The organism is Roseovarius sp. A-2 (genome assembly GCF_002072155.1).
GTDB lineage: Bacteria > Pseudomonadota > Alphaproteobacteria > Rhodobacterales > Rhodobacteraceae > Roseovarius.
Map to the genome: position 1 here is coordinate 18454 of NZ_BDIY01000016.1, position 26032 is coordinate 44485.

At 65.6% G+C, this 26032-nt stretch carries 26 protein-coding genes and 1 pseudogene; 12 read left to right on the forward strand and 15 right to left on the reverse strand.

The features are described 5' to 3' along the window. Positions 1–3 precede the first annotated feature (3 nt). The 3 genes from BHD06_RS15770 (at position 4) to BHD06_RS15780 (ending at position 3234) form a co-directional block, all read left to right on the forward strand. Entirely contained in the window at positions 4–1197 is a 1194-nt protein-coding gene (locus BHD06_RS15770; RefSeq protein ID WP_080457941.1) for a malate--CoA ligase subunit beta, read from the forward strand. Next, positions 1197–2078 (forward strand): succinate--CoA ligase subunit alpha, encoded by an 882-nt coding sequence (sucD, locus tag BHD06_RS15775; protein WP_139784763.1) that lies wholly within the window; start codon positions 1197–1199, stop codon positions 2076–2078. Before BHD06_RS15770 ends, sucD begins: the two co-directional genes overlap by 1 nt. A gap of 106 nt (positions 2079–2184) precedes the next feature. Continuing rightward, the gene (locus BHD06_RS15780; RefSeq protein WP_080457943.1) at positions 2185–3234 is read left to right on the forward strand and encodes a zinc-dependent alcohol dehydrogenase family protein; all 1050 of its coding nucleotides are present in this window, start codon (positions 2185–2187) and stop codon (positions 3232–3234) included. Between the two features lie 289 nt (positions 3235–3523). Here BHD06_RS15780 and ndk read toward each other — a convergent pair whose 3' ends face one another. Beyond that, positions 3524–3946 carry a nucleoside-diphosphate kinase gene (ndk, locus tag BHD06_RS15785; RefSeq protein WP_080457944.1) on the reverse strand — a complete coding sequence of 141 codons (423 nt, stop codon included), beginning with the start codon at positions 3944–3946 and terminating at the stop codon, positions 3524–3526. Between the two features lie 135 nt (positions 3947–4081). On the opposite strand from ndk, the gene BHD06_RS15790 reads away from it, so the two are divergent. The 3 genes from BHD06_RS15790 to BHD06_RS15800 all read left to right on the forward strand — a co-directional run bounded on the left by BHD06_RS15790 (position 4082) and on the right by BHD06_RS15800 (position 7415). After that, positions 4082–5929: an ABC-F family ATP-binding cassette domain-containing protein gene (locus BHD06_RS15790; protein ID WP_080458008.1), complete on the forward strand. Its 1848-nt coding sequence runs from the start codon at positions 4082–4084 to the stop codon at positions 5927–5929. A gap of 263 nt (positions 5930–6192) precedes the next feature. Further along, positions 6193–6819, forward strand: coding sequence for a MarC family protein (locus BHD06_RS15795; RefSeq protein WP_080457945.1), 627 nt, complete (start codon positions 6193–6195; stop codon positions 6817–6819). Positions 6820–6836: 17 nt separating this feature from the next. Then, positions 6837–7415: a TIGR02281 family clan AA aspartic protease gene (locus tag BHD06_RS15800; RefSeq protein WP_080457946.1), complete on the forward strand. Its 579-nt coding sequence runs from the start codon at positions 6837–6839 to the stop codon at positions 7413–7415. 3 nt (positions 7416–7418) lie between these two features. Here BHD06_RS15800 and BHD06_RS15805 read toward each other — a convergent pair whose 3' ends face one another. Genes BHD06_RS15805 through BHD06_RS15815 form a run of 3 tightly spaced genes read right to left on the reverse strand, consistent with a single transcriptional unit; the run spans position 7419 to position 10260 of the window. Continuing rightward, positions 7419–8405, reverse strand: coding sequence for a YcjF family protein (locus BHD06_RS15805; protein ID WP_080457947.1), 987 nt, complete (start codon positions 8403–8405; stop codon positions 7419–7421). Further along, positions 8402–8848, reverse strand: a complete 447-nt coding sequence (locus BHD06_RS15810; RefSeq protein WP_080457948.1) for a GNAT family N-acetyltransferase — start codon at positions 8846–8848, stop codon at positions 8402–8404. Before BHD06_RS15810 ends, BHD06_RS15805 begins: the two co-directional genes overlap by 4 nt. Then, complete coding sequence (locus BHD06_RS15815; RefSeq protein ID WP_080457949.1) at positions 8845–10260, reverse strand: YcjX family protein; 1416 nt, start codon at positions 10258–10260, stop codon at positions 8845–8847. Before BHD06_RS15815 ends, BHD06_RS15810 begins: the two co-directional genes overlap by 4 nt. Positions 10261–10463: 203 nt before the next feature. Between BHD06_RS15815 and BHD06_RS15820 the strand changes: the two genes are divergently transcribed. Beyond that, positions 10464–11084: a thiamine phosphate synthase gene (locus tag BHD06_RS15820; RefSeq protein WP_080457950.1), complete on the forward strand. Its 621-nt coding sequence runs from the start codon at positions 10464–10466 to the stop codon at positions 11082–11084. 6 nt (positions 11085–11090) lie between these two features. Here BHD06_RS15820 and BHD06_RS23805 read toward each other — a convergent pair whose 3' ends face one another. The 8 genes from BHD06_RS23805 to BHD06_RS15855 form a co-directional block, all read right to left on the reverse strand. Beyond that, positions 11091–11237, reverse strand: coding sequence for a hypothetical protein (locus BHD06_RS23805; protein ID WP_176214376.1), 147 nt, complete (start codon positions 11235–11237; stop codon positions 11091–11093). A 105-nt stretch (positions 11238–11342) separates the two neighbouring features. Next, positions 11343–12014 (reverse strand): SMC-Scp complex subunit ScpB, encoded by a 672-nt coding sequence (scpB, locus tag BHD06_RS15825; protein ID WP_080457951.1) that lies wholly within the window; start codon positions 12012–12014, stop codon positions 11343–11345. Beyond that, on the reverse strand, positions 12007–12798 hold the full coding sequence (locus tag BHD06_RS15830; RefSeq protein WP_080457952.1) for a ScpA family protein: 792 nt from the start codon (positions 12796–12798) through the stop codon (positions 12007–12009). The genes scpB and BHD06_RS15830 overlap by 8 nt, the downstream gene beginning before the upstream one ends. Continuing rightward, positions 12791–13798, reverse strand: a complete 1008-nt coding sequence (nagZ, locus tag BHD06_RS15835; RefSeq protein ID WP_080457953.1) for a beta-N-acetylhexosaminidase — start codon at positions 13796–13798, stop codon at positions 12791–12793. The genes BHD06_RS15830 and nagZ overlap by 8 nt, the downstream gene beginning before the upstream one ends. Beyond that, positions 13795–14718 carry an SPOR domain-containing protein gene (locus tag BHD06_RS15840; protein ID WP_080457954.1) on the reverse strand — a complete coding sequence of 308 codons (924 nt, stop codon included), beginning with the start codon at positions 14716–14718 and terminating at the stop codon, positions 13795–13797. Before BHD06_RS15840 ends, nagZ begins: the two co-directional genes overlap by 4 nt. An 82-nt stretch (positions 14719–14800) precedes the next feature. Then, entirely contained in the window at positions 14801–16546 is a 1746-nt protein-coding gene (gene argS, locus BHD06_RS15845; protein ID WP_080457955.1) for an arginine--tRNA ligase, read from the reverse strand. A gap of 57 nt (positions 16547–16603) precedes the next feature. Next, entirely contained in the window at positions 16604–17224 is a 621-nt protein-coding gene (locus tag BHD06_RS15850; RefSeq protein WP_080457956.1) for a hypothetical protein, read from the reverse strand. 148 nt (positions 17225–17372) lie between these two features. Next, complete coding sequence (locus BHD06_RS15855) at positions 17373–18542, reverse strand: deoxyguanosinetriphosphate triphosphohydrolase (protein WP_080457957.1); 1170 nt, start codon at positions 18540–18542, stop codon at positions 17373–17375. Between the two features lie 105 nt (positions 18543–18647). Here BHD06_RS15855 and BHD06_RS15860 point away from each other — a divergent pair, with 105 nt between their 5' ends. Continuing rightward, positions 18648–18971, forward strand: coding sequence for an iron-sulfur cluster assembly accessory protein (locus BHD06_RS15860; RefSeq protein ID WP_080457958.1), 324 nt, complete (start codon positions 18648–18650; stop codon positions 18969–18971). 167 nt (positions 18972–19138) lie between these two features. On the opposite strand, the pseudogene BHD06_RS24395 reads toward BHD06_RS15860, so the two are convergent. After that, positions 19139–19825 (reverse strand): annotated as a pseudogene (locus tag BHD06_RS24395) (Hint domain-containing protein); the annotation flags it as partial. Positions 19826–20054: 229 nt separating this feature from the next. On the opposite strand from BHD06_RS24395, the gene xth reads away from it, so the two are divergent. After that, entirely contained in the window at positions 20055–20837 is a 783-nt protein-coding gene (xth, locus tag BHD06_RS15870; protein ID WP_080457960.1) for an exodeoxyribonuclease III, read from the forward strand. A 3-nt stretch (positions 20838–20840) separates the two neighbouring features. On the opposite strand, the gene BHD06_RS15875 is transcribed toward xth, so the two are convergent. Next, positions 20841–21518 (reverse strand): TIGR04283 family arsenosugar biosynthesis glycosyltransferase, encoded by a 678-nt coding sequence (locus BHD06_RS15875; protein ID WP_080457961.1) that lies wholly within the window; start codon positions 21516–21518, stop codon positions 20841–20843. 66 nt (positions 21519–21584) lie between these two features. On the opposite strand from BHD06_RS15875, the gene BHD06_RS15880 reads away from it, so the two are divergent. Further along, positions 21585–22337, forward strand: a complete 753-nt coding sequence (locus BHD06_RS15880) for a folate-binding protein YgfZ (protein ID WP_080457962.1) — start codon at positions 21585–21587, stop codon at positions 22335–22337. An 18-nt stretch (positions 22338–22355) separates the two neighbouring features. Here the strand turns inward: BHD06_RS15880 and epsE are convergent, their stop codons facing one another. Beyond that, positions 22356–23567 carry an exopolysaccharide biosynthesis GT4 family glycosyltransferase EpsE gene (gene epsE, locus BHD06_RS15885; protein WP_080458009.1) on the reverse strand — a complete coding sequence of 404 codons (1212 nt, stop codon included), beginning with the start codon at positions 23565–23567 and terminating at the stop codon, positions 22356–22358. A gap of 104 nt (positions 23568–23671) precedes the next feature. On the opposite strand from epsE, the gene BHD06_RS15890 reads away from it, so the two are divergent. Together BHD06_RS15890 and BHD06_RS15895 are read left to right on the forward strand one after the other, a co-directional pair. Next, a complete protein-coding gene (locus BHD06_RS15890) occupies positions 23672–24517 on the forward strand; it encodes a glycosyltransferase (RefSeq protein WP_080457963.1) in 846 nt (281 codons plus the stop codon). A 126-nt stretch (positions 24518–24643) separates the two neighbouring features. After that, entirely contained in the window at positions 24644–26011 is a 1368-nt protein-coding gene (locus BHD06_RS15895) for an oligosaccharide flippase family protein (RefSeq protein ID WP_080457964.1), read from the forward strand. Positions 26012–26032 lie beyond the last annotated feature (21 nt).

Genomic DNA, 26032 nt, shown 5'->3' on the forward strand with positions numbered 1-26032 from the left:
CAAATGGATATCCACGAATTTCAGGCCAAGGACCTGCTCAAACGCTTCGGCGTGCAGGCGCCGCGCGGTGGCATTGCCTACAGCCCCGAACAGGCGGTCTATCGCGCCTCGGAACTCTCGGGCGATAAATGGGTGGTCAAGGCACAGATCCATTCCGGCGCACGCGGCAAGGCGGGCGGCGTCAAGATCTGCAAATCCGAAAAGGAAATCAGCGAGGCCGCATCCTGGATGCTGGGCCGCACGCTGGTGACCCATCAGACCGGCCCGCAGGGCAAGATGGTCAGCCGCCTCTATATCGAAGAGGCCACGGACATCGCGCAGGAAATCTACCTCGGCTTCGTGATGGACCGCAAGGAAGAGCGCGTCGTCGTCGTGGCCTCCGGTCAGGGCGGCATGGAGATCGAGGAAATCTCGGCGCAGGAGCCCGAATCGATCATCCGCTCGGTGGTCGACCCGGCAGTGGGCATGCAGAGCTTTCAGGCCCGCGAGATCGCGTTTTCGCTGGGGCTCGACGCCGCGCTCATCCCGCAGGCGGTCAAGACCATCATCGGCTGCTACAGGATGATGGAGGAAACCGACGCCAACATGGTCGAGATCAACCCCCTCGTCGTCACCGGCGCGGGCGAGATCATGGCGCTCGACGCCAAGGTCAGCTTTGACGACAACGCGCTTTTCCGCCGCCCCGAACTGTCGGAACTGCGCGACAAGAGCCAGGAAGACCCGCGCGAAACCTTCGCCTCCGATCGCGGCCTCAACTATATCGGCCTCGAGGGCGAGATCGGCTGCATCGTCAACGGCGCAGGGCTAGCCATGGCCACGCTCGACATGATCAAGATGGCGGGCGGCGAGCCTGCCAACTTTCTCGACGTGGGCGGCGGCGCCAGCCCCGAGCGCGTGCTGATGTCGTTCCAGGCAGTGCTCAACGACCCCAATGTCGAGGCGATCCTCGTCAACATCTTCGCCGGTATCAACCGCTGCGACTGGATCGCCGAGGGCGTGATCCGCGCGGTCAAGGAACTGGAGCTGACCATGCCCCTCGTCGTGCGCCTCTCGGGCACCAATGTCGAAGAGGGCAAGCGCCTCATCGCCGACAGCGGCCTGCCGATCCTGACCTCAGACAGTCTCGCCGAGGCCGCCGATCTGGTGGTCCGCGCCTGGTCCGACACGAAACCCACCTCCGCGAAAGGAGCCGCATGATGGCCATTCTCATAGATCAGAGCAGCCGTGTCCTCGTCACCGGCCTCACCGGTCGAATCGGCAGCTTTCACACCGAGGACATGATCAAGCACGGCACCAACGTGGTGGGCGGCGTCACCCCCGGCAAGGGCGGCAGCAAGCATAACGGCCTGCCCGTCTTCAACACCGTCAAGGGGGCCGTGGCCGAAACCGGGGCCGATCTTGTGGTCTGCTTCGTGCCGCCCCCCTTCGCCGCCGACAGCATCATGGAGGCGGCGGATGCGGGCATCAGCACTTGCGTCTGCATCGCCGACGGCATCCCCGCCAGCGACATGATCAAGGTCAAACGCTACATGCGTCGCTACAAGGCGGAAAAGCGCATGCGCCTCATCGGCCCCAATTGCGCGGGCATCATCACCCCCGGCCAGGCCTTTGCCGGGCTCATGCCGCCACATATCTATGCGGCGGGCCGCGTCGGCATCGTAGGACGCTCCGGTACGCTTGGATACGAGGCGGCCTCCCAGATGAAAGAGCGCGGCATCGGTGTGTCCACTTCCGTCGGTATCGGCGGCGACCCGATCAACGGCTCGTCGTTCCGCGATATTCTGGAGCTGTTCGAGAATGACCCCGAGACCGATGCCGTGGTCATGGTCGGCGAAATCGGCGGCCCGCAAGAGGCCGAGGCCGCCGCCTATATCCGCGACCACATGACCAAGCCGGTCGCGGCCTATATCGCCGGTCTCTCGGCCCCCAAGGGACGGCGCATGGGCCATGCCGGTGCCATCGTCTCGGCCTTTGGCGAATCGGCGCAGGAAAAGGTCGAGATCCTGTCCGAGGCCGGTGTCACCATCGTGCCAACCCCCTCGTCCTTTGGTGACGTGGTCGGGCGCATGGTCGCCTAAGTCTGCAAACCGGGGCTGTCCGCATCTTGCGGGCGGCCCCGCATCGTGCCTTGCCGACACTCGCCCCCCATCCTAGGCTGCGCCGAACTCCAGCCAAAGGTGCCCGATGCGCGCAGCCCTCCTCACCCGCTACAACACCCCTACCGACATCACCGACGTCCCCGATCCCGCCTGCCCCCGCGACGGCGCGATCATCGCCGTGCGCGCCTGCGGCGTCTGCCGCTCAGACCATCACGCGTGGAAAGGGGCTGACCCCGATGTCGACCTGCCGCATGTGATGGGCCATGAATTCGCAGGTGACATCCTTGAAACCGGGCCGGACTGCCACGCTTTCGCCGTGGGCGAGCGCGTCACCGCCCCGTTCATCCTCGGCTGCGGCACCTGCCCCGATTGCCGGGGCGGAGAGCCGACGATCTGCAATCACCAGAAGGTGATCGGCTTCAGCCAATGGGGTGCCTTCGCCGAACGCGTCGCCATCCCGCGCGTCGATTTCAACCTCGTCCGCCTGCCCGAAGCGATGGATTATGCCGCCGCCGCAGGCATGGGCTGCCGTGTCACCACCTCGTTCCGTGCCGTGGTGGATCGGGCAAAAACCCAACCGGGGGAATGGCTTGCCGTGCATGGCTGCGGTGGCGTCGGCCTCTCGGCGATCATGATCGGGGCCGCCATCGGTGCGCAGGTTCTGGCCGTCGATGTCAACGACGAGGCGCTGACCCTCGCCCGCAGCCTCGGGGCCAACGCCACCCTGAACGCGAGCGACGTGCCGGATGTGGGCACGGCCGTGCGCGACATGACGCAGGGCGGCGCGCATGTCTCGCTCGATGCGCTCGGGATCACGGCGACATTCCACAACTCATTGAAAAGCCTCCGAAAGATGGGGCGTCATGTCCAGATCGGCATGCCGCTCGGGATTCATGCAACCCCCGATTTGCCTCTGCTCGATCTGGTCTACGCGCGGCAAATCACCCTGCACGGCACCCGTGGCATCGGCGCGGACCGTTTCGCCGCGCTCTTCGACATGATCGCCGCCGGGCGGCTGGATCCTGCGCGCCTCATTACCCACCGCATCGGGCTGTCTGGACTGAACACGGCGCTCGCCGCGATGGACGGCTATAGTGGCTCGGGCGTCACGGTGGTCGACGACATGACCGTCTAAGGTGCCGCGATACCGTCATGTTTTCGTCATGCCCGCGACCCGGTGCCGTGGCCTACTCATTGGATCATGCAAGGCAGGGGCCGGCCCCGCCGGTGGCCCTGCCCCATAAAGGAGCAGGCAAATGCCACAGGCAACACCCCCCAAGAGCGTTGCGAAAGGCGGTGCCAAGCCGCCCAGACCACCACGCAAGGAACCAAAGCCGATCTTCCGCGACTACGCCAGTATATGACAAACAAAAAGGCCGCAAAACCATAAGGTTGCGGCCTTTTCTTCACACAGGCATCAGGGCTTAGCCGACCAGTTCGAGCCCCGAGAAGTAATAGGCGATCTCCGCCGCCGCAGTCTCCGGCGCGTCAGAGCCGTGGACCGAGTTTTCACCGACCGATTCCGCGAACTCCGCGCGGATCGTGCCCGGTGCGGCATCGGCGGGGTTGGTCGCGCCCATCACTTCGCGGTTCTTAGCAATCGCGCCGTCGCCCTCCAGCACCTGCACCACGACCGGGCCGGATGCCATGAACTCGCACAGCTCGCCATAAAACGGCCGTTCCTTGTGCACCTCGTAGAAAACCCCCGCCTGTGCCGGGGTCAGTTGGATGCGTTTTTGCGCGATGATGCGCAGGCCAGCCTCCTCGAACTTGGCATTGATCTTGCCGGTCAGGTTGCGCTTGGTCGCGTCGGGTTTAATGATGCTCAGCGTGCGTTCAACAGCCATTTCAGCCTCTTTTCAGTTAAAATCACCGGCCCGGCCCTGTGCCTGACCCTGTTTGATCGCGGCTCCGATAGCATGAGGGGCGCAGCTTGAAAAGCCGTGATTGACGGCGACGCGCGCTTGCGGCATGCGGGGGGCATGTTGCGCATTGATGATATCACCTATTCGGTTGCAGGCCGCACCCTGATCGAGCACGCCTCGGCCACCATCCCCGAGGGCCACAAGGTCGGCATCGTTGGGCGTAACGGCACCGGCAAGACCACGCTCTTTCGCCTCATCCGGGGCGAATTGGCACTCGAAGGCGGAAGCATCACCTTGCCGCCCCGCGCCCGCATCGGCGGTGTCGCGCAAGAGGTGCCCGGCAACGAGGTTTCTCTGCTTCAAACCGTGTTGAGCTATGACACGGAACGTACTGAACTCATGGCAGAATCCGACCTCTCCAGTGATGGCGCACGGATTGCCGAGATTCAGACCCGCCTCGCCGATATCGACGCGTGGTCAGCCGAGGCGCGCGCCGCCAGCATCCTCAAGGGACTGGGCTTTGGCGACGCCGAACAGCTCATGCCCTGCTCTGCTTTCTCAGGCGGCTGGCGGATGCGCGTGGCCCTCGCCGGCGTGCTCTTCTCGCAGCCCGACCTCTTGCTGCTCGACGAACCGACCAACTATCTCGACCTCGAAGGCGCGCTCTGGTTGGAAACCTATCTCGCGCGCTATCCTCATACGGTGCTGATCGTCAGCCACGATCGTGGCCTGCTCAACCGCGCCGTGGGGTCGATCCTGCATCTCGAGGCCAAGAAACTTACGCTTTATCAAGGCGGATACGAGACATTTGCGGAAACGCGCGCCGCACGTCTCGCCGTCGCCGCCTCCGAGGCCAAGAAGCAGGATGCGCGGCGCGCCCATCTCCAGAGCTTTGTCGATCGTTTCCGCGCCAAGGCGAGCAAGGCAGTTCAGGCGCAATCGCGCCTCAAGATGATCGCCAAGCTCAAGCCGATCACGACGCCGCAAGAAGCTGCACTCAAACGCTTTACCTTCCCCACGCCCGAAGAACTTTCGCCGCCTATCCTGCGGATCGAGAGTGGTTCGGTCGGCTATGATGGCGTGCCGGTGCTACGGCGGCTCAACCTGCGGATCGACCAGGACGACCGGATCGCGCTACTGGGGCGAAACGGCGAAGGAAAATCCACACTTTCCAAGCTCTTGTCGGACAAACTTCAACTTATAGAGGGGCAGGTTTACAAGGCCTCCAAGCTGCGCGTCGGATATTTCGCGCAGCATCAGGTCGACGAGCTGCACCTCGATGAGACACCCATCGACCATATCCGCCGCCTGCGCCCCACCGAAACACCCGCCCGCCTGCGCGCGCGGCTTGGCGGCTTCGGCATCGGCGCTGAGCAGGCGGAGACAACGGTCGGTCAGCTTTCGGGCGGACAAAAGGCGCGGCTCAGCCTCATGCTCGCCACGCTCGACGCGCCCCATATGTTGATCCTCGACGAGCCCACCAACCACCTCGACATCGAGAGCCGCGAGGCGCTGGTGGAGGCGCTAACCGCTTACTCTGGTGCAATAATCCTGGTCAGCCATGACATGCATCTACTCAGCCTCGTGGCGGACCGGCTTTGGCTGGTGAACAAGGGCGAGGTGCGCCCTTATGAGGGTGACCTTGACAGCTACCGGGCCATGCTGCTCTCGGGCACGGATAGCGCAAAACCCGCTCCCAAACCCAAGATTGAGAAACCCAAACGCCCCTCGCGCGACGCTGTCCTGAGACTGCGACAAGAGGTGAAGAAATGCGAGCAACGCGTTGAAAAGCTGACAGAAATGGAAAGTAAAGTCGCCAAGAAACTGGCCGATCCCGCGATCTATGACGACGTGCACGGCGTCACCGAGTGGCAGAAGAAATATGCCGAGATCGAGGACGGTCTCGCCCTCGCCGAACGCCTCTGGATGGAGGCGCTGGAGCGGCTGGAATCGGCGGAACGCTGACCTGGCCCCGACCAATGTGCACCCCGCGATCCTGCGCGCTCTCAGTCCTTCGGCGCGCGTCCCACAGGCCAAGCGCCATGAGCACCAGCATTGCCATGGCCCAGAGACGGTCCTCCATGGAGAAAAACAGCACCTCGTTACGGCGCACGCCCGAGGCTGAGACTGCGGCGATCATGGCCCACGCCCTGCCCGAGTGAATTCGCGCTTGGCATTCGCCTCCGAACATGGTGCAAACCGCCCAAAACCGCGCTAGTCTGGCCAGCATGGATACCGCGTTCCTCATAACCGCCTTCGTCACGCTCTTCGTGATCATTGACCCCATCGGCATGACGCCGCTCTTCGTGGCGCTGACCCAGGGCATGAGCAACGCGCGCCGCCGCGCGATCGCGATCCGCGCCTGCGGGACCTCGGTGCTCTTGCTGATCGTCTTTGCCGCCTTCGGCGAGGCGGTGCTGGGCTTCATCGGCATCTCCATGCCCGCCTTTCGCATCGCGGGCGGGCTGCTGTTGTTCCTGACCGCCCTCGACATGCTGTTCGAGAGGCGCGGCCAGCGGCGCAAGGGGCAGGCCGACGCCGCCGAGGAGGATGAGGGCGACGATCCGTCGGTCTTTCCGCTGGCCATCCCGCTGATCGCCGGGCCCGGTTCCATCGCCTCGGTGATCCTGCTGGCGGGACAGAATCCAGGGATCGAGGGGCTTGCGCTAGTGATCGGCGTCATGCTGTCGGTCATCGCTTTGGTTTTCGTGATGTTCCTGATGGGCAGCCTGCTGGAACGCGCCCTTGGCCGCGTCGGCATCAATGTGGTCACGCGCCTTTTGGGCATGCTTCTGGCCGCCCTCGCGGTGCAATTCGTGCTCGACGGGTTGCAAGGCTTTGGTCTGGCGGGCTGAACGCCTATATCGGACCCATGGGCAATTTCGACTTTCTCAATCTCACCTATCTGGTCATCCTCGGCGCGGTGATCCTTTTGTGGTTCGTGGTGCAGAACCGTGCATCTCTGGGCAAACTCATGCAACAGGCGCTGATCTGGGTGCTGATCTTCGTCGGTGCCATCGCGGTCGTGGGTCTCTGGGACGATATCCGCCAGACCCTGCGCCCGATGCAGAGCGTGGTGTCGCAGGACCGGATCGAACTGCCGCGCGCGCCGGACGGGCATTATTACCTGACCGCGCAGGTGAACGGCGAGCCCATTCGCTTCGTCGTCGATACCGGGGCAAGCCAGGTGGTGCTGGGCCAGGCGGACGCGGCGCGCATCGGCATCGACACCGGGGCCCTCGCTTATCTGGGACGCGCCTACACCGCCAATGGCGAGGTGCGAACCGCCGCCGTCACGCTGAACAGTGTCGCGGTCGGTCCGGTGCGGCACGAGGATGTGCGCGCCGTGGTGAACCAGGGCGAGATGAACGGTTCGCTTATGGGGATGAGCTATCTGCAGCGGTTTTCCAGCATCGAGATCGCCGGCGGCACGCTGGTGCTGACCCGGTGACGCTCAGGACGGAAAGAGCCCGACAAGCGCGCGTTTGACCAACCCCGAGACCGAAGGCCGACGCACCCGCAAAAAGGGCAGCGGGCGGCAGACCTCCATCGTGGCGACCCCGACCCGCGCGGTCAGCGCACCGTTGACCACCCCCTCGCCAAAGCGACGCGACAGTTTCGAGAGCATGCTGCCGCCCGCAACGCTGCTGATCATGTCGTCACCCACGGCCACCGCGCCCGTGGCCACCAGATGCGCCATCACCGCCCGCGTCAGCCGCCAGCCGCCCAGCACTCCGGCACGCCCGCCATAGATCTCGGCGATGCGCCGAATCATCCGCAGATTGGCAATCAGCGCCCCCGCCACATCGGCGAGCGCCAGCGGCACCAGCGCAGTGACCGTCGCCACCTGTCGCGCCGCCAGTTCGATTTCGCGCGCGGCCTGCGCATCAAGCGGGGCCAGCAACTCGGCCTCGGCCAGACCCAAAAGCGCCTCGGCGTCGAATTGCTCCGCCTCACGCTCTTTCAGCCGGGCCTGCCCCCATTGCAGCGCATCGCGCCCGGCATAGAGCGCCGCGAGCCGCGTCACTGTGGCGCGCGCGCCGTTCAGGTCCTCTTCCGTCAGCGCAGCGTTCGCAGAATGCCTAAGGCTGTCGAGCCGCCCCAGCCGCGCAAAGGCCGCGATCTCGCGCAGGGCGATAAGCGCCACCACGATCAGCAGCGCCATCCCCATCCCCGCGACCGCATAACCCAGAAGCGGCGCGCGTGTGATGAGCCCGGTCGCAAAATCCCAGGCCGCGACCGAGATCGCCGCACCGATAAGCCCAAGCGCCAGCGCCCAGAACGCCCGCGCCAGCCGCGACGGTGGCCGCGCCGCCCGCGCCATCGCCGCCTGCATCGCCCGCCCCTCGGGGCGGGGCTCGTCGTCGGGCACCGGCGGCGCGCGGTCCGGGGCGGCCTCGCCGCCCTCCTCGATGTCGATCAGAACCGGGCCGTTGGTCATGCCGCCTGCGCCTCCCCGCGCCAGATCATCAGGATATCGGGCAGGCCTTCATCATTGCCCGCCCCCTGCCCGCGCGCCGCCTCGCGAAACCCCTGTGCCGCATAGAACGCGCGCGCGCGCCGGTTGCGTTCCAGCACCCACAGATCGAGCGCACCTGTCTCGGCCTTGGCCTCGGCCAGCAGCGCGCCGCCATGGCCCTGTCCGCGCCGGTCAGCGGCGACGTAAAGTGCATGCACCCGCGAGCCGTCGCGCACGATGAAGGCAGCGATGCCCCCCCCATCGCGCACGATCCTGACCCAGCCGCGCCGCGTCACCCAGGCCAGCGCGCGCAAATCGTCCAGCGGGCTGCGCACCTGCGGCAACCACGGGGTCGCCTTGGTAAACGCCCAGAGGATGCGCGCAAGATGCGGCAGATGCCAGAGCCGGGCGCGCGCGATGCTCATAGCCGGTCGCCGATCAGGAACTGCGCGGCGCGATCCAGCCGGATATGTGGCGGCCCCTCGCCGGGGCGCAGGCTGAGGGCCGCGGGCGCAAAGCGCATCGCCCGGTAATCGCCGTCGGGCCATGCCTCCGCCCCGCCCCGCGCTGCCGCCAGAAACCGCGCAGGGTCTTCGGGCAATTCCCCCGGATGGAATGCCGCCTGCCGCCCGGTGTCGAGCAGCCGCCCGCGCACGCAATCGAGCTCGCGGCCCTGATGGCTCATCCGCTCCTCAACCGTGGCGCGTAGCGCGGCGATGGCCATGGCGCGGGTCTCGGCCCCGGCGAAATCAGCGCGGTCCCGCGCCGTGCGCAACAGCGCCTCCATGATCGCGGTCAGGCGCGCGTGCTGCGTGTGATGCAGGTGATCGGCCTTGGTCGCGGCAAAGAGGATCTTTTCTACCCGCCGCCCCATCAAAAGCTGTGTCAGAAAGGCGTTCCGCCCGGGGCGAAAGGCCCCGAGGATATCGGCCATGGCGCCGCGCATGTCCTCGACCGCGCGCGGCCCCTTATGGATCGCATCGAGCGCATCCACCAGAACCACCTGCCGGTCGATCCGCGCGAAATGATCGCGAAAGAAGGGCCGAACCACCTCGCGCTTATACGCCTCATAACGCCGCGCCATCTCGGCGCGCAGGCTCTTGCGTGGGGCGGTGCCATCCTTGGGCAAGGGCGCGAAGGTCACCACCGGCGAGCCCGCCAGATCGCCGGGCAAGAGAAACCGCCCCGGCGTGCAGTCATAAAAGCCCGCATCGCGCGCGGCATGAAGATAGGCGGTAAAGCCCTGCGCCAGACGCTGTGCTGTCGCCTCATCCAGCGGGGCCGTGGCATCGGTGGCGCGCGCCGCCTCCAGATATTCGGCAGCCTGCGGGCGAGCGACGATGCGGTTCAAGACCTCGTCGCACCACTGATCATAGCTCTTCTCCAACAGCGCCAGATCAAGCAGCCACTCCCCCGGATAATCCACGATATCGAGATGCACCACGCGCGGGCCCGTCATGCCCGACAGAAATCCGCCCGGCCGCACCCGCAGCGACAGGCGCAGTTCCGACACGGCACGGGTGCTGTCGGGCCAATGCGGGTTGGGCCCGGTGAGGGCCGCCAGATGCGTCTCATAATCGAAACGCGGCAGGGTCACGTCGGGCTGCGGTTGCAGATAGGCTGCTAGAATGCGCCCCTCGCCCTCGGCCAAAAGGCCCGGCATGCGCGCGCGGTCCAGAAGATTCGCGATCAGCGAGGTGATGAACACGGTCTTGCCCGCGCGGGCAAGGCCAGTGACCCCCAACCGGAGCACTGGTTCGAAAAACGCGCCCGACACGCGATCGCCGAACTCCTCGAACCCGCGTGTCAGCCCATCGGCCAGCCCTGCAATCGCCAAACCTGCCCCTTTCCTCTTTGCCCCCAAGATAGAGACCCGCCAGGAGGCTTGCTAGAGGCGATTTTTCCCGGGCTTCCCACGCCGATGACACGCGGGCCGCATCTGGAGGTATGAGTATTTTCACCATAAAGAAGCCGCACGCCAGCGATGGTCAAGGCCGCGTTTCTTGGCTAAGAGGGGCGAAAATGCCAAGGAGCGCCCAGATGGACGAGATCGCGCAGCCGCAAATCTATCTCATCACCCCGCCCGAGTTCGAGCTGGACACATTTCCCGAACGTCTGATGCAGGTGCTTGACACGCATCCGGTGGCCTGTGTGCGGCTAAGCCTTGCCAGTCACGACGAGGACCGCATCGCGCGCGCCGCCGATGCCTGCCGCGAGGTGACCCATGCCCGCGACATCGCCCTGGTGATCGAAAGCCATATCCTGATGGTCGAGCGTTTGGGGCTCGACGGGGTGCATCTGCTCGACGGGCCACGCTCGGTGCGCGCCGCGCGCAAGGAACTGGGCGAAGAGGCCATCGTCGGCGCGTTCTGCGGCACATCGCGCCATGACGGGATGAGCGCGGGCGAGGCGGGTGCCGATTACGTGAGCTTCGGCCCGGTCGGTGCCACGGCGCTTGGCGATGGCCGCCGCGCGGAGCGCGAGATTTTCGAATGGTGGTCCGAGGTGATAGAGGTGCCGGTCGTGGCAGAGGGCGGGCTCGACTGCGAACAGGTAACCTCTTTCGCCCCTGTCAGCGATTTCCTGGCCTTCGGCGAAGAGATCTGGCGCGAAGACGATCCCGCCGCAGCCCTGGGCCGGTTAATCGCCGCGATTGATTGACCCGCCCTAGCCCTTGCGCTGCGGGTCTTTCGCGCCGCGCCGACCCTTGCCCATGCGTTTTCCCATGGCGTCCATGCCCGCATTCATACCCCGGCTCAGAAACCGGCGCATGACCATGCGGATCACCATGTTGATCATCTGATTGGCGTTCATGGCGCCTCTCCTCTCTCTGCCTCAGAGAGGCATATAACATGAAAACGTGCAGATTTCAGGGCAAAGCCGATAAAAATCAGCATGACGAGGAATCGGCCTCGCGCCTCAATCCTCGAACAGTTCGTTTTGCCCCGGTGCCGTCTCGCTCTCTTCGACGTCCCCACCTTCGCCCGGCTGCGGCATGGTCCCGGGCGGCGGGCGGTTCTCCAGCAACCCCGCCGCGCGCAATTCCTTCAGCCCCGGCAGATCGCGCGCGCTCTCCAGCCCGAAATGGTCAAGAAACTCCTGCGTCACCACGAACGTCACCGGGCGGCCCGGCGTCATCTTGCGCCGGCCGAAGCGAATCCATTCCATTTCAAGCAATTGATCGACCGTGCCCCGGCTGACGGACACGCCCCGGATCTCTTCGATCTCGGCCCGCGTGACCGGCTGGTGATAGGCGATGATCGCCAGCGTCTCGATCGCCGCCCGGCTCAGCTTGCGGGTCTCGACGGTCTCGCGGCTCATCAGATAGCCCAGATCGGGCGCGGTGCGCATGGCCCACGCATCGCCAACCTTTGCCACCCTGACGCCGCGCCCCTCGTAACGCTTGCGCAGATGCACCAGCGCCTCCGCCGGGTCGCAGCCATGCGGCATCCGTTCGGCCATGTCGCGGGTGCTGAGCGGCGCGGCGCTGGCAAAGAGCATCGCCTCGATCATCCGCTCCTGCTCGGCCATGGGCGGAGCCTCGAACAAGCCTTTTTCATTCTTTTCAACACCTTCCGACACGCTATTCATCCCTGCGTCGAAGCTCGATCGGGGCAAAGGTCTCGGCCTGTCGCAGTTCCACCCGACCCTCCTTGACCAGTTCCAGAGAGGCGGCGAAGGTCGAGGCAGTGGCCGAACGGCGCCGCGCGGAATCGGTCGTGAATCCGTCCGGCAGGTAGCTGGAAATATCCGTCCACGTCCCGGCGAATCCAATCAGCCCGCGCATACGCTCCAACGCCTGTTCCATGGTGAAAATCGCATCGCGGTCCATGACATAGGGCCGGAATTCGTCACGCGTCCTGATCCGCGCATAGCCCTGCATCAGGTCGAGCAGCGTGGCACTGTAATGCACCTTGCGCCGCCGCATCACGTCCTCGGGGATACCGCGCGCGAAAAAATCGCGCCCGAGCCGGTCGCGCCCCATCAGCCGCGCCGCGCAATCGCGCATCGCTTGCAGCCGCTCGAGCTGAAACGCGAGATGCGCCGCCATCTCCTCACCCGACGGCCCGTCTTCCGCCGGATCGGGCGGCAACAGCAACCGCGATTTGAGAAAGGCCAGCCAGGCCGCCATTACAAGATAATCTGCGGCCAGTTCCAGTCGCAACGCCTTGGCGCGCTCCACAAAGGCCAGATATTGCTGCGCCAGTTGCAGCACTGAAATCTTGCGCAGGTCCACTTTCTGCGTCCGGCTCAGTGTCAGCAGCAGGTCGAGCGGCCCCTCGAACCCGTCGACATCGACGATCAGCGCCTCGGCGGCCAGCCGGTCGGCCACCTTCATCACTGCCTCACCCTGATCGAAGTCGTCCTCAGCCATGCACGCGCCCACTCATCAGCGCGTCAAGCTGCGCCGAGAGGGCCAAAATGTCAACCGGATCGGGTGTCTTGCGCCATCTCAGCGCCTGCTCCGCCCGGCGCTGCGCGGCGTCAGACATCGCGCCCGCCGCCTCCGCCACCGCCTGCCGCTCGGCCAGCGTACCATTGCAATGCAGGATCACGTCACAACCCGCCGCAAGCGCCTTGCGGGACAGGTCGGGCAGCGTGCCCTGCAGTGCCTTCATCGAAATGTCGTCGGTCATGATCAGCCCGTCAAAGCCGATTTCCTCGCGGATCGCCCGCATCATCGGCACGGATAGCGTGGCGGGCAGGCCGTCGATGGCCGAATAAACCACATGCGCTGTCATCCCGAGCGGTAAATCGTTCAACAGATTAAATGGTTCGAAATCCGCGTCTTGCAGGTCACTCTTCAGAGCATCGACCACAGGCAGATCATGATGACTGTCGGCCTCGGCGCGGCCATGGCCGGGGATATGCTTGACCACCGGCAAGACCCCGCCATCCAATAACCCGTCAGCCACCGCACGGCCAATCGCGCCAACCGTCTCCGCATCCTCGCCATAGCAGCGATTGCGCAAGAACGGATGCGTGCGCGGCCCGGCCACATCGACCAGCGGCGCGCAATTGCTGTCGATCCCGAGCGCATGCAGTTCCGCCGCGATGATCCGGTAGCGCAGATACATAGCCCGGGCGGCCTCTGCCCCCGCCTGCGCCACCTGATCCAGCGGCGCGGGCCAGTCGCGCCACTGCGGCGCGCGCAGGCGCTGCACGCGCCCGCCCTCCTGATCTATGGTGATGATGGCGTCATGCCCCGCCGCCTCGCGCATCTCGGAACAGAGCGCGCGGACCTGATCAGGCGTGTCGATATTGCGCGCAAACAGGATGAACCCGAACGGGCGCATATCGCGAAAAAACGCCTTTTCCCCGGCACTCAGCCGCAGCCCCTCGGCATCCAGGATCGTCGCGCCATAGCGCGTCACCGGGTGACCACCGGAATGCAATCGGCGCGTTCCGCCACCAGCGCCGAGCAGAACCGCCGCGCCTCTCCCAGATCGGCAAAACCCATGGCGCGCAGGCGGTAAAAGGTGCGCCCCCCGCTCTCGGCCTTCTGGATCACGCGCCGCTTGTCCTCAAGGAAATCCTCGAACCGGGTCTTCAGCCGTCCCCATTCCTCGCGCGCGATCTCGGCGGATTCATACGCGCCAAGCTGCGCCAGCCGCGTACCCGCCGGGACCGTGGCAGCATCGACCTCCGCCGCCGCCGAGTCCGACCTGTCGACCGAAGCCGCCGCAACCGCGACCGCAACCGCCTGCGAGACGTCGGGCCGCAGACGCGGCCTGAGCGAGCGGCCGATGCCGCCTTTGACACGCGCCGGTTCCGGCTCTTGCGTGACGTTCTCGCCCGCTGCGGTCTCCTCCGGCTCCACAACCGGGGTCAGCGCGGCGGCGTCCGTCTCCAATGACGCCCGTTGCAGTGTCTCGGCCCCGTCATCGGGCGTGGCTTCCCCGGCTTCGGCATTCGGGCTCACCTCGGCCAGACCATTTGCCGAGGCGTTGGCGCGCGGCACGTCCTCGAGCGTGAGATCGAGCGGCGGCGGGGCCAGGATCAGGCGATCCGCAGGTGCAGCGGCGATGCCCTCGGCGGCCACGGCATTGACTGCCAGTCCCTGATGATCGGCGGCCTGCCCGCCTGGATCTTCGGGGGCGACGCGCATCGGCCCCTCGACAGCGCGCACCACCGGCACACCCGACACGTCGCGCATGATCAGCTTGTAGCCCCACACGCCCACGCCTGCGACGAGGGCCAGCGACAGGACCGCGCCGGTGATATTGGTAAGTGTTCCAAGCGCCGCCACGCGGGTCTGCGCGGCCTCGCCCCCTGCATCGTGCATATCAGCCATGCTCTGCCTCTTGCCTCACCGGCGATACATGGCCGCCGGGGATTGATTATACTGCCTCATCCCCGGCCTGATGTCGGATCGCTTAACGCATCTCTTCCGCCGGAGTTACGCCCAAGATACCAAGACCTGCGCAAATAACAACGGTTACGGCGCGCACAAGGGCGATTTTCGCCTGCGACGTGGCCGGATCACCCTCTTGCAGAAAGCGCAGCGCCGGCTCGTCATGGCCGCGATTCCACAACCCGTGCAGGTCAGAGGCCAGATCGTAGAGATAGAACGCCACCCGGTGCGGCTCGTTCGAGCGGCCCGCGATCTCGACAAGGCGCGGCCATTCGGCCACCTTCTTGGCGACCGCGATCTCGGCCTCATGGGTCAGCCCCGACAGATCCGCCGCCGCCAGCGTGGCATCGTCGACCGCGATACCCGCCTCACGCGCCTTGCGCAGCACCGAATTCACCCGCGCATTGGCGTATTGCACGTAGAAGACCGGGTTGTCCTTGGATTGCTCCAGCACCTTGTCAAAGTCGAAATCCAGGGGCGCATCGTTCTTGCGCGTCAGCATGACAAAGCGGGTCACATCCGCGCCGACCTGATCGACCACGTCGCGCAGCGTCACGAAGGTGCCCGCGCGCTTTGACATCTTGAACGGCTCACCATTCTTGTAGAGCTTGACCAGTTGACACAGCTTGATATCGACCGGCACCCGGCCCTCCGACAGCGCCGACACCGCGGCCTTCATCCGTTTGACGTAACCGCCATGATCTGCGCCGAACACGTCGATCAAGAGGTCGAACCCCCGGCTGATCTTGTCATAGTGATAGGCGATGTCGGGCGCGAAATAGGTCCAGCCACCGTCCGATTTCATGATCGGGCGATCCACATCATCGCCATGCTCGGTCGATTTGAACAGCGTCTGCTCGCGCGGCTCCCAATCCTCGGGCATCTTGCCCTTGGGCGGCTCCAGCACACCGCGATAGATCAGGTTCTTGCCCCGCAGATCCTCGATCGCCGCCTCGATCAGCCCGGTGCCATAGAGCGATTTCTCCGAAAAGAACACGTCCATCTCGACGCCGAGAGATTTGAGGTCGTCGCGGATGAGATCCATCATCGCCCCGGTCGAAAAATCGCGGATCTCCTCCAGCCAGACCTCTTCGGGCTGACCGACATAGGCATCATTCACCTTGTCCTTGAGCGCGCGACCGACATCGATCAGATAATCGCCCGGATAGGTGCCATCGGCAAAGGCCACCTCCTGCCCATGCGCCTCCAGATAGCGCAGATAGACCGAGCGTGCGAGCACATCGACCTGCGCGCCGCCATCGTTGATGTAATATTCGCGCGTGACCTCATAGCCGTTGAAATCCAGCAGGCTCGCCAGCGCATCGCCAAAGACCGCCCCCCGCGTATGGCCCACATGCAGCGGCCCGGTGGGGTTGGCCGAGACATATTCGACATTGACGCGACGGCCCTGCCCCATGTTCGAGCGCCCGAAATCCGGCCCCGTCTCCAGCACGTTCCGCAACACGCCATGCCACAGCACCGGCGCGAGCCGCAGGTTGAGAAACCCCGGCCCCGCCACCTCGGCCACGGCGACGCGGTCGTCCTCGGCCAGCAGGTCCGCCAGTGTCGCGGCGATGTCGCGCGGCTTCAGCCCGGCAGGTTTGGCCAGCACCATCGCGGCGTTCGTGGCCATATCGCCATGTGCGGGATCGCGCGGCGGCTCCACCGTGACATTCCCCATGTCGAGCCCCTCGGGCAATTGCCCCGCCGTCTGCATCCGGGCCAGAGCGTCCAGCACGAGACTGCGGATGTCGGTAAAGAGATTCATGGCACGCCCTTCCTGCTGCGATGCGCGCCGGTTTACCACCGCCAGCCCCCGCGTCAATCATTCAGGGCCCAGATGCAGGACCGATCCGCAGGGCCCGGCCCTGGTCCCCGCCGCCAGCATCTCGACCGCGGGCCAGAGCCGCATGCCGCAGGACCGTTCCGCACCTACAGGTGCCAACCGCAGCGCATTGACCATCACGCGGATGCCGAATTCCTCCTGCATGTGGCCTGCAAGCGCGCACAGCCCGGCATCATAGGCCAGATCCTCTGCACCCGCCCCCGCCCCGGGCGCGCGAAAGACCACGATCACGCGCCCCGCCCCGGCCCCCAGCCCGGGCAGAAGCGCCCGGCTCAGCGCCGGGATTGCCGCGATCGCCGCCCCCGGGCGGCGCGGCGCACGCAGGGGCTGAAGGTGCAGCAGAAGATCTAGCGGCGTCGTGCCCCAGACCGCACCGAGGCGCGCGCAGTGCTCGGGCCGCAGCGCGTCGAGGGCCAGCGTCTCGATACGGTCGGACCGCGCCCGCGCCACCGCCCGCGCCCGGTTGGCATCCCGTTCCAGAGCGACGACACGTGCCCCGGCCTGCGCACAGGCATGCGCAAGGCACCGGCCCGCATCGCAGCCCGCAGCCGCGATCATCACCGTCCTGTCCGACAGCGCCGCATCCACATGAAAACCCACCCGATCGTTACGTGCCCCGGCAAAAGGGGTATCATCACGCCGTTCGCGGGGCAACGCGGTGATGGCCCTGCGCCCCGCAGAGATTCTGCTCTAGCTCAGGGACGCGCGCCGCGGGCACGTCACCGATCTGCGGTGCAAGCGCCATCGCTCACAGGCCTTGGGGTGTCTCCGGGTTGGGATTGCCGCCGATCAGCCGTGCATGGCTTTGCAGGGCGAAACGGTCGGTCATTCCGGCGATGTAATCGCTCACCAGTCGCGCCAGCGCGGTGCGGTCGGCCGCCTGCGCCACGTCACTGCGCCATTCCTCGGGCAGATATTCGGGCGCATCGAGGTAAAACGGAAAGAGGTCGCTGACCACCTCATGCACCATGGCGCGCATCTCGTTGACTTTCGGCGCGCGATACATGCGGGTGAACAGAAATCGCCGGATCGCTTGCAGATCCTGCCACAGCGCGGGCGAAAAGCGGATCACCGGCGCATCCAGATGGCGCACCTCCTCCACGCTTTCGGGCCGCAACTCCTCCAGCGTGGCGCGCGAGCCGTTGATCACATCACCCACCATCACGCCGAAGACCCGGCGCAACGCCTCATGCCTGCGGCGTTTTCCATCCAGCCCGGGGTGCAGCCGGTCCACCTCGGAGAAGCAGTCTCCCACGATGGGAAGCACCGCGATCTCGTCATCGCTGAACAACCCCGCGCGCAGCCCGTCATGCAGATCGTGATTGTTATAGGCGATGTCATCGGCCAATGCGGCCACCTGCGCCTCGGCCCCCGAATGGGTGGCAAGCTCCAGATCGTGGCGCGCGTTGTAATCGGACAGAGCGTAGGGCAGCGCGCCGGTGACCGGGCCGTTATGTTTGGCGATGCCCTCCAGCGTCTCCCATGTCAGGTTGAGCCCGTCGAAGGCCGCGTAATGGCGTTCCAGAAAGGTCACGATGCGCAGCGCTTGCGCGTTATGATCAAACCCGCCATAGGGCGCCATCAGCGCCGCCAGCGTGTCTTCGCCCGCGTGCCCGAACGGCGTGTGGCCCAGATCATGCGCCAGCGCCACCGCCTCGGTCAGCTCTGCATTCAGGCCGAGCGCGCCCGAGATCGTCCGCGCGACCTGTGCCACCTCGATGGAATGCGTGAGCCGCGTGCGATAGTAATCCCCCTCATGGGCGACAAAGACCTGCGTTTTGTGCTTGAGTCGGCGAAAGGCACTGGAATGGATGATCCGGTCGCGGTCGCGCTGAAAGGCCGAGCGGAACGCGCTTTCCTCTTCGGGCACGCGGCGGCCCCTGCTGCGCGCGGGATCGGTGGCATAGGGGGCCGTCATGCTGCATGTCCTTGTCGCCTGTTGCCTCGGCCTCTATATTACAGATGCAATACCGACGTTAAACCGACGTTATACAGTCCACGAAAATCCCCGGAGTGCCCCGCCATGCAATTGCCCCCCAAGGTCACCCCCCGCGCCTTTGCGCGTCTGGCAGAGATCGGAGCAGGCGAACAGAATCAGGCCCTGCGCATCGCGGTCGAGGGTGGCGGCTGTTCCGGTTTTCAATACGACATCAAGCTCGACGCGCCCGCCGAGGATGACATCGTGCTCGAGGGTCAGGGACAGAAGGTGGTCGTCGACAGCGTCTCGCTGCCCTTTCTCGAGGGCGCGACAATCGACTTCAGCGAAGAGCTGATCGGCGCGCGTTTCGTGATCGACAATCCCAATGCCAGCTCGTCCTGCGGCTGCGGCACGTCCTTCTCGATGTGACACTGGTCGCGCGCCGGGGCGCTGCGCAGCAGCCCGGCCTCGTGCCCGCGCAGCAAACGCCGTGCAGCGGTCATCTGCGGCAATGCGCCTCTCAGTTCGGGAAAGAGCGCGACGAGCTCGGCGCGCAGTGCGCTGGTCTCGTGGCAGAGGTAATCGCCGATGAAAAAGCTCTCGCTTGCCACCCCTTCGGCCTCGACGATCTCGTGGGCCTCGAACATGACGTGCACATAGGTTACTCGCGCACAAGGCGCGCGGAGGATACGGTCGCCATCGACCAGCCGATGCGCCGGGCAGAGCACTTCGTCTTCGCCGAAAAAGAGCTGCGCACGCCAGTCCTGAAGCAGAATGCGGTGCTGCGGCGAGACCGAGAGCGTGCCGTGATCGCCCAGGGCACCCGCCGTGATGCACACCGGGGCGAAGGCGCCGACCCCGGGCACGCTGCGCCGACCCGTCCAGCGGATCGGGCGCGGACCATGATCGCGCGTCATCACCAGATCACCAGGCACCAGCTCCTCCACCCGCGTCAGCCCGCCGGGCACCGCGATTCGGCTGCCCGCCACGAAACAGGGCGGCCCGAAACTACTGACCGGGAACTGCGTACTCTGGTTCACGAAGGTGGCTGACCCAAGCGTGCCGCCATCGGTCAGGACCGAGCCGTCATCAGGCGTGAAATAGCGTGACCCGTCCGCAGTATAGAACGTGACCCCGGTGATCTGCGTGCCGTTGATCGTCACGGTATCACCGACCCAGACGGCATTCACATTGCTGCCATTGATCTGATCGCCGGAATTCGGACGGATAAAACCGTCGCCATTGAGGTCGTTGATCTCCATCGTCACCACCGAGATCGTCATCGGCACGGTCGGATTGCCGCCGGGATCGAAATTCCCCGCGATGGTCTGATCGGTATAAATAGCCACTGGTTACACCCACTTTCGCTTGCCGTGTCGCACAGACTGATCTGATAAGGTTGCAATCCGGTTTAAATTGGCACGCAATCAGGCGATTTCGTGAAATCGCCTCAATCCGCTTGAATCGCCCTTGGCCGCTTGCGATAGATTGCGGTCAAAAGGGGGCGTCACCATGAAAATCGCCAGTTTCAACATCAACGGCATCAAGGCGCGCCATCAGGCATTGACCGATTGGCTCGACGACGCATCGCCAGATGTGGCCCTCTTACAGGAGATCAAATCCGTCGACGAAAGTTTCCCGCGCGAAATGATCGAGGATCGCGGCTATAACGTCGAAACCCATGGCCAGAAAGGCTTCAACGGCGTGGCGATCCTGTCCAAGCGGCCGCTTGAGGATGTGACGCGCGGCCTGCCCGGCGACGACGACGATGAACAGGCCCGCTGGATCGAGGCCACGGTGATGGGCGAACACCGCACGCTGCGTCTCTGCGGCCTCTACCTGCCCAACGGCAATCCCGTGCCGGGACCGAAATATGACTACAAGCTCGCCTGGATGGAACGTCTGCGCGCCCGCGCGGCAGCACTTCTGGAAAGCGAGGAGCCGGTGCTGATGGGTGGCGATTACAACATCATCCCGCAGGACGAGGACGCCGCCCGACCCGAGGCGTGGACCAAGGACGCGCTCGCCCTGCCCGACAGCCGCGCCGCCTTTCGCCGGATCCTGAACCTTGGCTATACCGAGGCGTTCCGCGCCCGCACCCAAGGCCCCGGACATTACAGTTTCTGGGATTATCAGGCCGGGGCTTGGAACCGTAATGACGGCATCCGGATTGACCACTTCCTGCTCAGCCCGCAGGCGGCAGACCTGCTGACCGACTGCCATATCGAGAAAGAGATGCGCGGGCGCGACAAGCCCTCCGATCACGTCCCCGTCTGGGTCGAGATCGACGCGTGACGCCTAGCGCCGGTAGCGCGCCGCCAGCCGCTCCGGGTCGGCCCCGCAAAGATAGCGCAACAACGTCCAGAGGTTGCGCGCCCCGCGCCACAGCCAGCCTTCGCGCTCATAGCGTGCCGCCGAGGTGGTGACCGACACCGGCATCAGCGCGATCCCTCCCTTGAGGGCGCGCGCCATCGCCACATCCTCCATCAGCGGAATATCCCGGAACCCGCCCGCCGCCTCATAGTCGCCGCGCGAGATCAGTAGGCCCTGATCGCCATAAGGCAGGCCGAGCACCCGGCTGCGCAAGTTGGCCCATCCCGACACCAGCGCGGGCATCAGTCCGGCCCGGTCGAAGGACAGCCGGAATGCGGCAGCCCCCCCGGCCTCGATCCGCGCGCGCACCGCCTCGGGCCAGCCGCGCGGCAGCACCGTGTCGGCATGCAGGAACAACAGCCACTCGCCTCCCGCCACCTGCGCCCCACGCCTGAGTTGCCCGCCGCGCGACGGCGCGCCCTGCACGATCACCGCACCCGCCGCATCGGCCAGCCGCAGCGTGGCATCGCCCGATCCGCCATCGCTCACGATCAACTCCCGGATTACCCCCGCCTCCAGCCCCTCGATCAGCGCCGAGAGACAGCCCTGCAGCCCCTGTGCCGCGTCAAGCGTTGGAATGACCACCGAAACCGCCGCGCGCATGCCGGACCCCCCTTTCGTGCCGATGATTGCATCCTATATTGCAGGTTCAACGGCAGGGGAACGGGCATGACGCGAAAGATCATCGAAATCACCGGCAGCGAGACCGAACATTTTCTTCAGGGGCTGGTCACCAGCGACCTTTCCGGCCTCGAACACGGGCTGCTTTATACCGCGATGCTCACGCCGCAGGGCAAGTATCTCGCGGATTTCTTCCTGGTGCGGCAGGGCGAGGCGATCTGGCTCGATGTCGACGAGAGCCTCGCGCCGTCGCTGCTCAAGCGACTTTCCATGTACAAGCTGCGCGCCGATGTGACCCTCACCGAGACCGACATTCAGGTGTATCGCGGCACCGGACCGACCCCCGAGAGCGCGTTCGCGGATCCGCGCCATCCCGATCTTGGCTGGCGGCTCTACGGCAGTGAGGGCGGCGACGATGGCACCGATTTCGATCTGATCCGCGTCGCCCATTGCATCCCCGAGAGCGGCATCGAACTCACCCCCGACACGTTCATCCTCGAAGCCGGGTTCGACCGGCTGGGCGGCGTCGATTTTCGGAAGGGCTGCTATGTCGGGCAGGAAGTGACGGCGCGCATGAGGCACAAGACGGAACTGCGCAAGGGGCTGACCCTGGTGGCGGTGCATGGCACGGCCCCGGTCGGCACGCCGATCACCACCGCCGAAGGCAAACCGGCGGGCACGCTCTTCACCCAGGCGGGCGGGCGCGGCATTGCCTATCTGCGGTTCGACCGCGCGGCCCCCAGCATGCAAGCGGGCGATGCCCGAGTCGATCCGTTGCAGGTGGACGAGCGGGTGGAGTGACGCAGGCGGAGGCGCGCGCTACGCCGCGCCACCCAACGCCCGCCGCAATCCGGTCAGCAGCGTTTCCGCCCCCAGTTCCGAGCGGAAATGCGCCTCGACATGGGCGCGCCCCGCCTTTGACAGCCGCGCGCATAGGTCTTGGTCGGCGGCCAACGCAGCAATGGCATCGGCCAAGGCCTCGGGCGATTGCGGCGGCACCAGCATCCCCGTTTCGCCATGGGTGATCAATTCGCGCACCCCGCCCGCATCGGTGCCGATGGTGGGCACCTCGCAGGCCATCGCCTCCATGTAGGCCACGCCCAGCGGCTCGTGCCAGCTGGCCAGCACGAAGACATCTGCCGCCAGCAGGTGCCGCCGCACCTCTGCCGCGCTGACCGCCCCCAAGAGACGCGCGTGCCCTTCAAGCCCCAGCGCCTCCAAATGGTGCTGCAACTCGAGGTGATAGCCGCCGCCACCGGCATCGTCCTCTCCAGCTATATCGAGCTGCACCTCGACACCCCGGTCGAGCAGCAGCCGCAGTGCCGACAACAGATCCTGATGCCCCTTGACCACGTTGAGCCGCCCGCAGGCAAAAAGCCGCAGCGGCGCACCGGGCGCAGGCACTTCATAGGGCGTCTCGCGCCGGAAATCCTCGGTATCGACACCCATCGGGCGCACCACCACATCGCCGGGCATGTCCGCGCCCAGCACCGCCTCAGCCTCGGTCAGAAGCTTGCGGGTGATGATCGTGGCAAAGCGCGCGTGCCGCCACTTGAAGCGCTGGCCGGGGCCGTAATCCGACAACGGCCCGTGCAGCGTCAGGCTGTAGCTTGGGCCCCCCATGCGCCGCGCCAGCGCGCAAATGAGCGCCGCGCGCCCGCAGCTATGGGCATGCACATGGGCGATGCCCCGCGCGCGGCAATTCGCAATCAGCGCTCGCGCAGCAGGCAGGCAGATCACCACATCACGCAGAAAGGCACGGCCCCCAGCTTCGCGCAGGATCTCGCCCCAGGGTGCGCGCAGCGCCGCGACTGCCGCCGCTGCGACATCTGCCTTGCCCAGATAGGTGGTCCGCGCCATCGCCGCCTCAGACCACTCATGCGAGATCAGACCTTCGGGCGGCGGCCGCGTGCTCAGAATATGTGGGGCAACGCCCAACCTCTCCAATTCCGCCAGTTCGCGCCAGAAGAAGATATGCGTCTGCCCCGGAAACTGCGGCACGAGATAGCCTAACGGCAAGGTCTGGGGCATGTCTTCGGGCATTTCGGGTTCCGCACGGGCCGGGTTTGCGGCTATGGCTTAGCACAAAGCCCCGCCCGACGCATAGGGCGGCCCTCACTTGAACTGGAAACCCTGTGTTGACCGACGCGCAAAAACCGACGCTCAGCGTGATCGTCCCCGCCCATAACGAGGCGGGGCTGATCGGTGCCTGCCTGCGCGCGCTTTTTGCGTCGCAGCCCGTGCCCGGTGGAGCAGAGGTGATCGTGGTGGCCAATGGCTGCACCGATGGAACCGCCGCCGAGGCACACGCCTGCACAGAGGCGGCCATGGCGCGCGGCTGGCACCTCCTCGTGCTGGAGCGCGCGCAAGGCGGTAAGCCGGGTGCGCTCAACACGGGCGAGGCGATGGCACGCGGACGGGTGCTGGCCTATCTCGACGCCGACGTGATCGTCTCGCCCGCGCTCTGCGTTGAACTGGTGCAGGTGCTTGACCGCGACGCCGCCGCCTATGCCAGCGGGCGCGTGGTAATCCCGACACCCGCGAGCGCATTCAGCCGCGCCTATGCGCGATTCTACTGTCAGGTGCCGTTCTTTCACCACGGCGTACCGGGCTGCGGGCTGTTCGCGATGAACCGCGCGGCGCGTGCGCGGTGGGGCGAGTGGCCCGCGATCATCTCGGACGACACCTTCGCCCGGCTGCATTTTGTAACCGCCGAGCGCATCGTCGTGCCCGCCCCCTATGACTGGCCCATCGTGGAAGGCTTCGGCGCGCTGGTGCGTGTCCGCCGCAGACAGGATGCGGGAGTGTCCGAGATTCGGCGACTCTACCCGGCGCTCCCGGCCAATGACGACCCGCGCCCCTCAGGGCCCGGATGGGTGATACGCGCTGGCCTGCGTGCGCCTCTCGGCTTTGTCGCCTATGTCGTCGTCGCCCTTGCCACGCGCCTGCGTCGGGGCAAGGGCTGGGCGCGCGGTCGCTGACCCCCACGCCATCCCCAGGCTCGGCCCGAGGATCCGCCACCCCTAAAAACCACACGATTTCAATGGAATTGCCGTGAAATCGCCGCCATTATACGGCAAGCACCCAAAAACCGCGAAAGAGGACCGATGCGCGCCGCAACACGAGTATTTTCCGGCGAAGGGCTGCTCGCCCGGGCGCTGCGCTCATCGGCGCTGACCGTGGCCGGATTCGGTGTCTCGCAGATCCTGCGGCTGGCCTCGAACCTGATCCTCACCCGGCTGCTCTTCCCCGAGGCTTTCGGCATAATGGCCATCGTCAACGTGGTCATCCAGGGGCTGATGCAATTCTCCGACGTGGGCATCAGCCCCGCCATCATGCAAAGCAAACGCGGCGACGATCCGGCCTTTCTGAACACCGCCTGGACCATCCAGCTTCTGCGCGGGGTGGCGCTGTTCTTCATCGCATGCGCGTTGGCCTGGCCGCTGGCGTGGTTTTATGACGAGCCGCTGCTCCTGCAAATGCTGCCGGTCGCGGGCCTCGGCCTGCTGCTGGCAGGTTTCTACCCCACCGCGCTCGATACCGCCAAGCGGCACCTGCGGTGGGGGCGAGTCACGGCGGTCGATTTCGGTGCGCAGATTACCGGCATCGTGATCGGCATCGCGCTCGCGTGGTGGCTGCAATCGGTCTGGGCGCTGGTCATTTCCAATGTAATCGCGACGGGCGTGACACTTTTGTTTTACTGGCTCACCCTGCCCGGCGCGCGCAACCGCCTAGGCTGGGAACGCCCGGCCCTACGCGAGATGGTAACGTTCGGGCAGTGGATATTTCTCAGCACGATCTGCGGCTTTCTGTTTAACCAGGCCGACAAGCTGATCTTGGGCAAGTATCTCAGCTTCGAGGTGTTCGGCGTCTACAATATCGGCTTCTTTCTCGGCTCCTTTCCGATGCTTCTGGGCAACCTCTTTACTTGGCGGCTGCTGATCCCGATCTACCGCGAACTGCCCCCCGGCGACAGTCCGCAGAACTTCGCCAAGTTGCAGCGCATGCGCTTTGCCGTCACGTCGGGACTGACCGCGCTCACCGCCGGGTTCGCGTGTCTTGGCGTCTGGCTCATCGGTATTATGTATGATGATCGTTACGCGATGGCGGGGGCCGTCGTGGTGGTGATGGCCGCGATGCAAATCCCGCAGATCATCGTGATGACCTATGATCAGGCCTCGCTCGCGGCGGGCGATTCGAAACGCTTTTTCGTGCTGACGCTGGCCAAGGCGGTGGCGATGATCGCGGCTCTCCTGCTCGGCCTTGAGTGGGGCGGGCTCCTGGGGGCGCTGCTCAGCTACGGGGCGGCGATGGTCGTGGCCTATCCGGTCGTTGTCTGGCTAGCGCGGCGCATGAATGCCTGGGATCCACTGCATGACGCGGTAATGGCCGGGCTGGGCCTCGGCGTGGCCGTGCTGGCCTTCTGGCTTAATGGGTCCGCGATTGCCGATCTCGCGGCGCTTTCAGGCTGGTGATCCGGTCACCGCATGACACCG

Coding starts and splice junctions, on each gene's coding strand:
- xth (WP_080457960.1), top strand. CDS start 20,055: ATGAAAATCGCCAGTTTCAACATCAACGGCATCAAGGCGCGCCATCAG.
- BHD06_RS15790 (WP_080458008.1), top strand. CDS start 4,082: ATGTTGCGCATTGATGATATCACCTATTCGGTTGCAGGCCGCACCCTG.
- BHD06_RS23805 (WP_176214376.1), bottom strand. CDS start 11,237: ATGAACGCCAATCAGATGATCAACATGGTGATCCGCATGGTCATGCGC.
- BHD06_RS15895 (WP_080457964.1), top strand. CDS start 24,644: ATGCGCGCCGCAACACGAGTATTTTCCGGCGAAGGGCTGCTCGCCCGG.
- BHD06_RS15795 (WP_080457945.1), top strand. CDS start 6,193: ATGGATACCGCGTTCCTCATAACCGCCTTCGTCACGCTCTTCGTGATC.
- BHD06_RS15855 (WP_080457957.1), bottom strand. CDS start 18,542: ATGACGGCCCCCTATGCCACCGATCCCGCGCGCAGCAGGGGCCGCCGC.
- BHD06_RS15875 (WP_080457961.1), bottom strand. CDS start 21,518: ATGCGCGCGGCGGTTTCGGTGGTCATTCCAACGCTTGACGCGGCACAG.
- BHD06_RS15840 (WP_080457954.1), bottom strand. CDS start 14,718: ATGGCTGATATGCACGATGCAGGGGGCGAGGCCGCGCAGACCCGCGTG.
- BHD06_RS15810 (WP_080457948.1), bottom strand. CDS start 8,848: ATGAGCATCGCGCGCGCCCGGCTCTGGCATCTGCCGCATCTTGCGCGC.
- BHD06_RS15770 (WP_080457941.1), top strand. CDS start 4: ATGGATATCCACGAATTTCAGGCCAAGGACCTGCTCAAACGCTTCGGC.
- BHD06_RS15800 (WP_080457946.1), top strand. CDS start 6,837: ATGGGCAATTTCGACTTTCTCAATCTCACCTATCTGGTCATCCTCGGC.
- BHD06_RS15805 (WP_080457947.1), bottom strand. CDS start 8,405: ATGACCAACGGCCCGGTTCTGATCGACATCGAGGAGGGCGGCGAGGCC.
- BHD06_RS15830 (WP_080457952.1), bottom strand. CDS start 12,798: ATGGCTGAGGACGACTTCGATCAGGGTGAGGCAGTGATGAAGGTGGCC.
- BHD06_RS15780 (WP_080457943.1), top strand. CDS start 2,185: ATGCGCGCAGCCCTCCTCACCCGCTACAACACCCCTACCGACATCACC.
- BHD06_RS15860 (WP_080457958.1), top strand. CDS start 18,648: ATGCAATTGCCCCCCAAGGTCACCCCCCGCGCCTTTGCGCGTCTGGCA.
- epsE (WP_080458009.1), bottom strand. CDS start 23,567: ATGCCCCAGACCTTGCCGTTAGGCTATCTCGTGCCGCAGTTTCCGGGG.
- argS (WP_080457955.1), bottom strand. CDS start 16,546: ATGAATCTCTTTACCGACATCCGCAGTCTCGTGCTGGACGCTCTGGCC.
- ndk (WP_080457944.1), bottom strand. CDS start 3,946: ATGGCTGTTGAACGCACGCTGAGCATCATTAAACCCGACGCGACCAAG.
- BHD06_RS15880 (WP_080457962.1), top strand. CDS start 21,585: ATGACGCGAAAGATCATCGAAATCACCGGCAGCGAGACCGAACATTTT.
- sucD (WP_139784763.1), top strand. CDS start 1,197: ATGGCCATTCTCATAGATCAGAGCAGCCGTGTCCTCGTCACCGGCCTC.
- BHD06_RS15820 (WP_080457950.1), top strand. CDS start 10,464: ATGGACGAGATCGCGCAGCCGCAAATCTATCTCATCACCCCGCCCGAG.
- scpB (WP_080457951.1), bottom strand. CDS start 12,014: ATGAATAGCGTGTCGGAAGGTGTTGAAAAGAATGAAAAAGGCTTGTTC.